The organism is Streptomyces sp. B1866 (genome assembly GCF_031932565.1).
Lineage (GTDB): Bacteria > Actinomycetota > Actinomycetes > Streptomycetales > Streptomycetaceae > Streptomyces.
The window spans coordinates 1-7,129 of record NZ_JAVSCF010000305.1 but is presented as its reverse complement, the minus strand read 5'-3'; the positions used below and the strand labels follow the sequence as shown (position 1 = coordinate 7,129).

The window sequence follows — 7,129 nt, the reverse complement described above, 5'->3', positions numbered from 1 at the left end:
CCGGGCCCGGTCAGCGCGGCGGCGGGCCGCGGGCTCGGTCAGCGGGACGGGCGGGCTCCGGGGCCCGGGCTGACGGCGACCTCGTGCGGGCCGAGCGCGCCGTGCTCCGCGCAGCAGGTGACGGCGGCCCGCACCGGCGCTCCGCACGCGGCGTGCCGGACCCGCACGACCGGGCCCTCGGGGCCGGCCGTGTGGGTGTCGCCCCACTGCATGAGGGCGATCATCACGGGCCACAGGTCCCGGCCCTTGGCCGTGAGGCGGTACTCGTGCCGGGTGCGGGCGCCCGGCTCGCGGTAGGGCTCGGTCCGCAGGATGCCGGCGGCGACCAGCTTCCGCAGCCGATCGGCCAGGACCGCCTCGGACAGGCCCATGTGCCGGTGGAAGTCGTCGAACCGGCGGACCCGGTGGAAGGCGTCGCGCAGGATCAGCAGGGTCCACTTCTCCCCGACCAGGTCGAGGGTCCGCTGGACCGAGCAGTTGTCGGTGTCCATGTCGAGCCACGTCATCTCGGCCATCCGGACATTGTAGGCGGCTGGCTTTGTCATTGACAGCCAGATCCGGCCACAGCTAGCTTTGGCTGACGAAGTCAGATGAGAGGGGCGGACGGACATGCGGCGGTCACGTACGTACGAGTGGCAGGACCCGGCGATACCGGCCTCCGCCATCGGGCAGGGCACGGGCCTGGACCTGCTGCGCGAGGTCGCGGCCGGACGGCTGCCCGGTCCGCCCATCGGCGCCACGCTGGGCTTCACGCTCGAAGAGGTCGAGCCCGGCCGGGTGGTGTTCGCGCTGGAGCCCGGCGAGGAGCACTACAACCCCCTCGGCAGCGTGCACGGCGGCGTCCACGCCACCCTGCTCGACTCCGCCGCCGGCTGCGCGGTCCACTCCACGCTGCCGCACGGCATGGCGTACGTCTCGCTGGACCTGTCCGTGAAGTTCCTGCGGCCGGTCACCGTGGACACCGGCAAGGTGCGCGCCATAGGCACCGTCCGCAGCAGCGGCCGCCGTACCGCGCTGGCCCAGGCCGAGCTGTACGACTCCGCGGACCGGCTGCTGGCCCACGCCACCAGCAGCTGCCTGCTGTTCCCGGCTCCCGGGGCCTGACGGGCGCCGGGCGGCCCCCGCGGACCGGACGGCGCAGGACGACCGGGACGGGAGCCGTGCCGGACGGCCTTGCCGGACGGCTCCGGGACACGTGCCCGGGCCCGGCCTGCCCGCGGCGCCCCCAGAAGCCCGAGGAGCCGGGGCCCGGCGCGCGTCACGGACGCGCCAAGAACGGACCGCTCCGCGTCAGGGACCCGTCAGGGCCGGTCCCGCCCGCCCCGGCCGCGTCTACGGTCGGCCCATGGCACGGCACACCGGTCACTCCCCGACGACGCCCGCCGGACGGCGCGGCGCCGGGCCGCCGCCGGACACCGTCGGCGACCCGCGCTGGCGCGCCGACACCCGGCACGCGCTGTGCTACGGACTGGGGTTCGCCGCCCTGACGGCGGCGCTCGACTGGGCCTCCGGCGGCCTCACCCCGGCCCGCGCCGACGTGTGGCTGGCCCTGGGCGGGCTGCTGTTCTCCGTGCTGCGGCCGCCGCGCGTCACCGCGGGCCCGGGCTGGCTCGCGGTGCGCGGCCTGGTGCGCACGCACCGGGTGCGCACCGACGCGCTGACCGGCGTGCAGCTGTACGACGGGCCCGCACCCCGGCTCGTACTGCGGGACGCCGACGGCGGCCACGTCGCCTTCGACGCCCGGGTCCTGTCCGCCGCTCCCCTGCTGTGGCACGCGCTGGAGACCGGCGCGCGGCGCTCGGCCGAGCGCGGCACGCTGCGCTACGGCGCCTGGGCCCTGCGCCGGCTGGCCCGGCGGATCGACGGCGGCACCGCGCGGGCGGTGCTGCGCGCCTCGGGCCTGGAGTAGGGCCCGAGGCGGCCGGCGGGGTACGCCCGTACGGCGGGCCGGGCGCCCCGGGCCCCGTACGCCCGCGCGCCGTCGGGCCCGGCGTTCGCCCGCACCCCGCGGACTGACAGACACGGACGTCCGGCAGGCAGCCGCGCCGGAAACGGCACCCGCCCGGCAGGAGCGCCATGCGACGCGGACGCGCCGGGCCGTGTCGGACGATCCCGCCTCCGGCCCGCGCAACCAGGCGCCGCCAGGGACCGGGCGCGCACCTGTCGGGCCGTCACACCCCCAGCTCGGCCGGCAGCCGCCCGGCGCGGATCGCCGCAAGCAGTTCGGCGTGGTCGGCCTCGGCGCGGTCCGCGTACGCCGCCGCGAAACCGGCCACGGCCTCGTCCAGCTCGTCGTTCTTGCCGCAGTAGGCGGCCAGCAGCCGCGGGTCGGCGCTGTGCGCGTGGGCGCGCGCCAGCAGGGCGCCGGTCATCCGGCCGTAGTCGTCCACCTGGTCGGCGGCCAGCGCGGCCGGGTCCACGCTGCCCTTGCGGTTGCGGAACTGCCGTACCTGGTACGGCCGCCCGGCCACCGTCGCCCAGCCCAGCAGGATGTCGCTGACGACCTGCATGCGCTTCTGGCCCAGCACCACGCGCCGCCCCTCGTGCACCATCGCGGGCGCGGGGAAGCCGACCGCGGGCAGGTACGGCACCAGCGCGGACGCGCGGGCCTCCTTGACCTGGAGTATCAGCGGCTCACCGAGGTGGTCGAGCAGCAGCACCACGTACGACCGCAGGCCCACGCTGCCGGTGCCGACCACCCGGAAGGCCACGTCCTGCACCGCGTACCGGGCCAGCAGCGGCAGCCGGTCCTCCGGCAGCGTCGCCAGGTACTCGGCGAGCGCCGACACCACGGCCGCCGCCTCGCCGTCCGGGACGCGGCGCAGCACGGGGGGCGCGTCCACGAAGCGCCGGGCGGGCGGGCCGGACGCCTTGCCGCCCGCCGGGCCGCCGGGCGCGGGGACGGGCTCGGTCGCGCTCGCGGCGAACCGGGCGCTGGTGTTGCGGCGCGCCTTCTCCGCGACCCGCTCCAGGGTGCCCGCCAGGTCCCGGGCGTCGGCGTGCGAGACCAGTTCCTCGTCCGCGATCGCGTTCCAGGCGTCGGACACGGGCAGCTTCGCCAGCAGGCGCATGGTGTGCCGGTAGGCGCCCACCGTGTCGCGGGCCGCCGCCCGGCAGGTGTCCTCGTCGGCGCCCGCCTCCCGGCCGACCAGCACCAGGGAGGCGGCCAGCCGCTTGAGGTCCCACTCCCACGGGCCGTGGACGGTCTCGTCGAAGTCGTTCAGGTCCATGATCAGGCCGCCCCGGGCGTCCCCGTACAGCCCGAAGTTGGCGGCGTGCGCGTCGCCGCACAGCTGCGCGCCCACCCCGGTGACCGGGGTGCCCGCCAGGTCGTGCGCCATCAGCCCGGCCGCCCCGCGCAGGAACGCGAACGGGGACGCGGCCATCCGCCCGACCCGCAGGGGCACCAGCTCCGGCAGCCGGCCCTCGTTGGACCGCTCGACAGCGGCCACCGCGCCGGGCCGCCCCGGGTCGTACGGCAGCCGGGCGTGCGCCGAGCGGGGCACCCGCCGCCGCAGCGCCCTGCCCTCCTCCTTGGGGGCGCCGCCCATCGGCCACCGGGCGAAGCCCGCCACGTGCGGCAGGCGCGCGGCGCCCGCCGCGGTGCCCGTCTCCGGCGCGTCGGCCATGGCGCGCTCCTCCCCTTTGGTTCTCTGCGGTCAGCGTCCGGCCGCCGGGTTCGTGTCACTCGTCCTGCGTGCCCCGAGCGCCGGGGCCGCCCGGTGACCGTACCGCCCGCCGCGCAGGTCCCCTCACCAGGGCGCCGGCCGCCGGGCCCGCGATACGATAGACAGACCTGTCCAGGAGGGTGAGGGGCATGGGATCTTCCCGCCGCGCGGGGCGGCCGTCGGCGCGCGAGCGCCTGCTGGCGGCCGCGGACGAGCTGTTCTACGCGGAGGGCGTGCAGAGCGTCGGCATCGACCGGGTGATCGAGCACGCGGGCGTGGCGAAGGCGTCCCTGTACAACACCTTCGGCGGCAAGGAGCAGCTGATCCGCGCCTACCTGGAGGCCCGGCACGCGCGCGCGAGCGAGCACGTCCGGCACGTGATGGAGTGCTGCCGGACGCCGCGCGAGCGGATACTGGCGATCTTCGAGGCGCAGGGCGAGGTGTTCGCCTCGCCCGACTTCCACGGCTGCGCCTTCGTCAGCGCGGCCGCCGAGGCCCGGCCGGGAGGGCTGGTGGAGCAGGCGGCCGACGACCACCGCCGGGCGCTGCGGGCGGTGTTCACCGAGCTGGCCGAGCAGGCGGGCGCGGCCGACCCGGCCCGGCTCGCGCACCAGCTGCACCTGCTCTACGACGGCGCGGTGCTCTCCGCCCGGCACGACCGCTGCCCCACCGCCGCCGAGGCGGCCCGCGCGGCGGCCGCGGCGCTGCTCGACGCGGCGGCGGGCCCGGCGCGGGAGGGGCCGGGCTGAGCCGGCCGCATCCGCGCGTCACCCGCATGCGTTCACGCGCGTACGGTCACTCGCGTACGGAAGCGGCGCCTGGCCGGCCGCGCGGCGGTCAGGGCAGCGGCGAGGGCTCCTCCGACGGCCTGCGCAGCAGCTCGATCAGGGCCCCGTAGCCGTCGGCGCCGTGGCCCGCGGCCACCGCCCGCTCCACCCGCGCCCTGGCCTGCCGCGGCGGTCCGGCGTCCACGCCCTGCTCCACGCTGGTGCGCAGGATGTGGTCCAGCTCGGTCAGGTGCGCCTCCAAGGACGCCGCCTCGCCGGGGTAGCGGCCCTGGTCGATCCCGGGGGCCTCCGCCATGAGGAGCGGGGTCACCGCGGACAGCAGGAACCAGCCGAGGGCCAGCTCGGCGAACTCCACCGCCGTCACGCCCGCCGAGCCCGCCAGGGCGGCGGCGTGCAGGAAGCCGTTGGCGGTCGTGTACATCAGGTCCAGCAGCGCCGGGCGTACGTGCCGTGCGGGCGGTACGGGCGCCGGGACGGCGGGTCAGACCTCGCCGCGCCAGGCGCCGTCCGCCACGCCGCGCGACTCGATGTACTTCTTGAAGCGCTCCAGGTCGCCCTTGGCCTGACGGCGCACGAAGCCGAGCTTGTCGCCCACAGTGTCGGCGATGCCCTCGGGGGCGTGGTCGAACTGGAGCATGATCTTGGTGTGGGAGTTGTCGATCCGGTGGAAGGTGACCGCTCCGGCCTGCCGGACCTCGCCGGAGACCGTGGTCCAGGCGACCCGCTCGTCGGGGATCTGCTCGGTGATCTCCGCGTCGAACTCCCGGCGCTGCCCGCCGGCCTTCGCCACCCAGTGGGTGAGGGTCGGCGTGCGCTGCTCGACGCGCTCGACCCCGTCCATGAAGACGGGGAACCGCTCGAACTGGGTCCACTGGTTGTACGCGGTGCTCACCGGCACGTCGACGGTGATGGACTCCTCGATCTGCGACATTTTCCTGTCTCCTCCCGGTGTGCCATCTCTGCGCACCGTTCGCGTGCCCCGTCCACGGTGGTTCACACCCGCGGTACGGGCGCGCGCGCAGACGCCCCGCGCCGCCGTCAGGGCCCGGAGAAGCGGTCCCCCAGGCCCGGGCGGCGGCGCAGCCGCTCCGGGTAGCCGGGGCCCATCCGCGGGCTGGTGTCCTCCGCGCGCAGCGGCTCCCGGCAGGCCGCGCACACGACCTCGGCGTGGCTGTCGTGCCCGCACCGGTCGTGGTGCAGGGCGATGGGCGGGCCGTCCTCGCCGGCCAGCCAGCGGTCGCCCCACCGGACCATCGCCGCGAGCACGCCGAAGAAGTCGCGGCCCTTCTCGGTCAGCACGTAGTCGTACCGGACGGGGTCGTGCTGGTAGGGCCGCTTCTCCAGCAGGCCCTCGGCGACCAGCCGCCGCAGCCGGTCGGCCAGCGTGTTCCGGGCGATGCCCAGCTCCCGCTGGAACTCGTCGAACCTGCGCATCCCGTAGAACGCCTCCCGCAGCACCAACGGCGTCCACCAGTCCCCCAGCACGTCCATGGTCCGCGCTATCGAGCACGGCCAGTGTGCGAACGACGTCCGTTTCATGCGGCAAGACTAGCTAGTCTCAACGTGAAACCCGGCAGGTGAGAACAGGCCACGCCGCGGGCCGGCCGACACGTCCCAGGAGCCCTTGAATGCCTCGGCGAGCCACCACGCGGGCTCGCGGTCCGCGACCTTCGCGTCCACCAGGAGCGGCCGGGTCCGCGGCCCGGCGAGCCAGCCCGCCACCCGGTCCAGGTCGGCGGGGCGGCGCACGGTCACGCCGTCGAAGCCGTGGCCGCGCGCGACGGCGGCCAGGTCGGTGTCCGGGAACGTCACGATGCCCTCGTCCGAGCCGGTGCGGCCGAAGTGGTGGACCTCCGCGCCGTACGCCGCGTCGTTGTAGACGACCACGACCATCGGCAGGCGCAGCCGGACGACCGTCTCCAACTCGGCGGCGGCCATCAGGAGGCCGCCGTCGCCGGTCCCGCACACCGGCAGCCGACCGGGCTGGGCGAGCGCGGCCCCGACCGCGGCGGCCAGGCCCAGGCCCACGCACTGGAAGCCCTGTCCGAAGCACAGCGCCCGCTCGTCGGGCACGTCCAGGTAGACGGTCGGATAGCCGAGGAAGTTGCCCGAGTCCAGGGCGATCACCCGATCCCGGTCCAGCAGGCCGTCCAGGGCGATGGTCAGGGTGCGCGGGTCGATCCTGGCGTCCGCGCCGGCCTCCGCGCCGCCGTCCGTCCCGGCGTCCTCGTACGGCACGTCCCGCCAGCGGCCCTCGGCGGCGATCCGCTCGCGTACCCGCGCGGTGCGGTACCCGGTCGCCGCGTGGCCGCGTGAGCGCAACTCGGCGGCGACCGCGCGGGCGGTGCGGGCGCAGTCCCCCACCACCCCCAGGTCCACCGGCAGGTGCCGGCCGGGGGCCAGCGGGTCGAGGTCGACCTGCGCCACGGCCGCGTCCGGGCCGATCAGCTCGCCGTGCCGGGTCGTCCACGGGTTCAGGGCGCAGCCGAAGGAGACGACGGCGTCCGCGGCGCACAGCAGTTCGGCCGCGAGCGGCGTGGCCATGCCCCCGGCCACGTCCAGGTTCCACGGGTCGGTCGCGAACAGCCCGCGGGCCACGGCCGAGGTGGCCAGCAGCGCGCCGCAGGCGTCGCCGAGCGCGCGCAGCGCCGGGCCGGCCGCGCGGGCGCCGCG

The 7,129-nt window shown here is 76.6% G+C and carries 9 protein-coding genes; 3 read left to right on the top strand and 6 right to left on the bottom strand.

What is annotated here, in order from left to right; translation table 11 throughout:
• Nucleotides 1-38: 38 nt before the first annotated feature.
• Nucleotides 39-506 carry a helix-turn-helix domain-containing protein gene (locus RKE29_RS26570; RefSeq protein ID WP_312008199.1) on the bottom strand — a complete coding sequence of 156 codons (468 nt, stop codon included), beginning with the start codon at nucleotides 504-506 and terminating at the stop codon, nucleotides 39-41.
• A 103-nt stretch (nucleotides 507-609) separates the two neighbouring features.
• Here RKE29_RS26570 and RKE29_RS26565 point away from each other — a divergent pair, with 103 nt between their 5' ends.
• Together RKE29_RS26565 and RKE29_RS26560 are read left to right on the top strand one after the other, a co-directional pair.
• The gene (locus tag RKE29_RS26565) at nucleotides 610-1,104 is read left to right on the top strand and encodes a PaaI family thioesterase (protein ID WP_312008198.1); all 495 of its coding nucleotides are present in this window, start codon (nucleotides 610-612) and stop codon (nucleotides 1,102-1,104) included.
• 241 nt (nucleotides 1,105-1,345) lie between these two features.
• On the top strand, nucleotides 1,346-1,909 hold the full coding sequence (locus RKE29_RS26560; protein WP_312008197.1) for a hypothetical protein: 564 nt from the start codon (nucleotides 1,346-1,348) through the stop codon (nucleotides 1,907-1,909).
• A 262-nt stretch (nucleotides 1,910-2,171) separates the two neighbouring features.
• Here the strand turns inward: RKE29_RS26560 and RKE29_RS26555 are convergent, their stop codons facing one another.
• On the bottom strand, nucleotides 2,172-3,629 hold the full coding sequence (locus RKE29_RS26555) for a DUF2252 domain-containing protein (RefSeq protein WP_312008195.1): 1,458 nt from the start codon (nucleotides 3,627-3,629) through the stop codon (nucleotides 2,172-2,174).
• 188 nt (nucleotides 3,630-3,817) lie between these two features.
• On the opposite strand from RKE29_RS26555, the gene RKE29_RS26550 reads away from it, so the two are divergent.
• Nucleotides 3,818-4,417, top strand: coding sequence for a TetR/AcrR family transcriptional regulator (locus tag RKE29_RS26550; protein ID WP_312008193.1), 600 nt, complete (start codon nucleotides 3,818-3,820; stop codon nucleotides 4,415-4,417).
• An 88-nt stretch (nucleotides 4,418-4,505) separates the two neighbouring features.
• Here the strand turns inward: RKE29_RS26550 and RKE29_RS26545 are convergent, their stop codons facing one another.
• From RKE29_RS26545 to RKE29_RS26530, 4 genes are all read right to left on the bottom strand, one after another.
• Complete coding sequence (locus RKE29_RS26545) at nucleotides 4,506-4,880, bottom strand: hypothetical protein (RefSeq protein WP_369016062.1); 375 nt, start codon at nucleotides 4,878-4,880, stop codon at nucleotides 4,506-4,508.
• A 57-nt stretch (nucleotides 4,881-4,937) separates the two neighbouring features.
• Complete coding sequence (locus RKE29_RS26540) at nucleotides 4,938-5,387, bottom strand: SRPBCC family protein (RefSeq protein WP_312008191.1); 450 nt, start codon at nucleotides 5,385-5,387, stop codon at nucleotides 4,938-4,940.
• 107 nt (nucleotides 5,388-5,494) lie between these two features.
• Nucleotides 5,495-5,995, bottom strand: a complete 501-nt coding sequence (locus tag RKE29_RS26535; protein ID WP_312008189.1) for a helix-turn-helix domain-containing protein — start codon at nucleotides 5,993-5,995, stop codon at nucleotides 5,495-5,497.
• Nucleotides 5,996-6,004: 9 nt separating this feature from the next.
• The coding region (locus tag RKE29_RS26530; protein ID WP_312008188.1) for a thiamine pyrophosphate-dependent enzyme at nucleotides 6,005-7,129 on the bottom strand (1,125 nt) is incomplete at its 5' end.

Coding starts and splice junctions, on each gene's coding strand:
- RKE29_RS26570 (WP_312008199.1), bottom strand. CDS start 506: ATGACGTGGCTCGACATGGACACCGACAACTGCTCGGTCCAGCGGACC.
- RKE29_RS26565 (WP_312008198.1), top strand. CDS start 610: ATGCGGCGGTCACGTACGTACGAGTGGCAGGACCCGGCGATACCGGCC.
- RKE29_RS26560 (WP_312008197.1), top strand. CDS start 1,346: ATGGCACGGCACACCGGTCACTCCCCGACGACGCCCGCCGGACGGCGC.
- RKE29_RS26555 (WP_312008195.1), bottom strand. CDS start 3,629: ATGGCCGACGCGCCGGAGACGGGCACCGCGGCGGGCGCCGCGCGCCTG.
- RKE29_RS26550 (WP_312008193.1), top strand. CDS start 3,818: ATGGGATCTTCCCGCCGCGCGGGGCGGCCGTCGGCGCGCGAGCGCCTG.
- RKE29_RS26540 (WP_312008191.1), bottom strand. CDS start 5,387: ATGTCGCAGATCGAGGAGTCCATCACCGTCGACGTGCCGGTGAGCACC.
- RKE29_RS26535 (WP_312008189.1), bottom strand. CDS start 5,995: ATGAAACGGACGTCGTTCGCACACTGGCCGTGCTCGATAGCGCGGACC.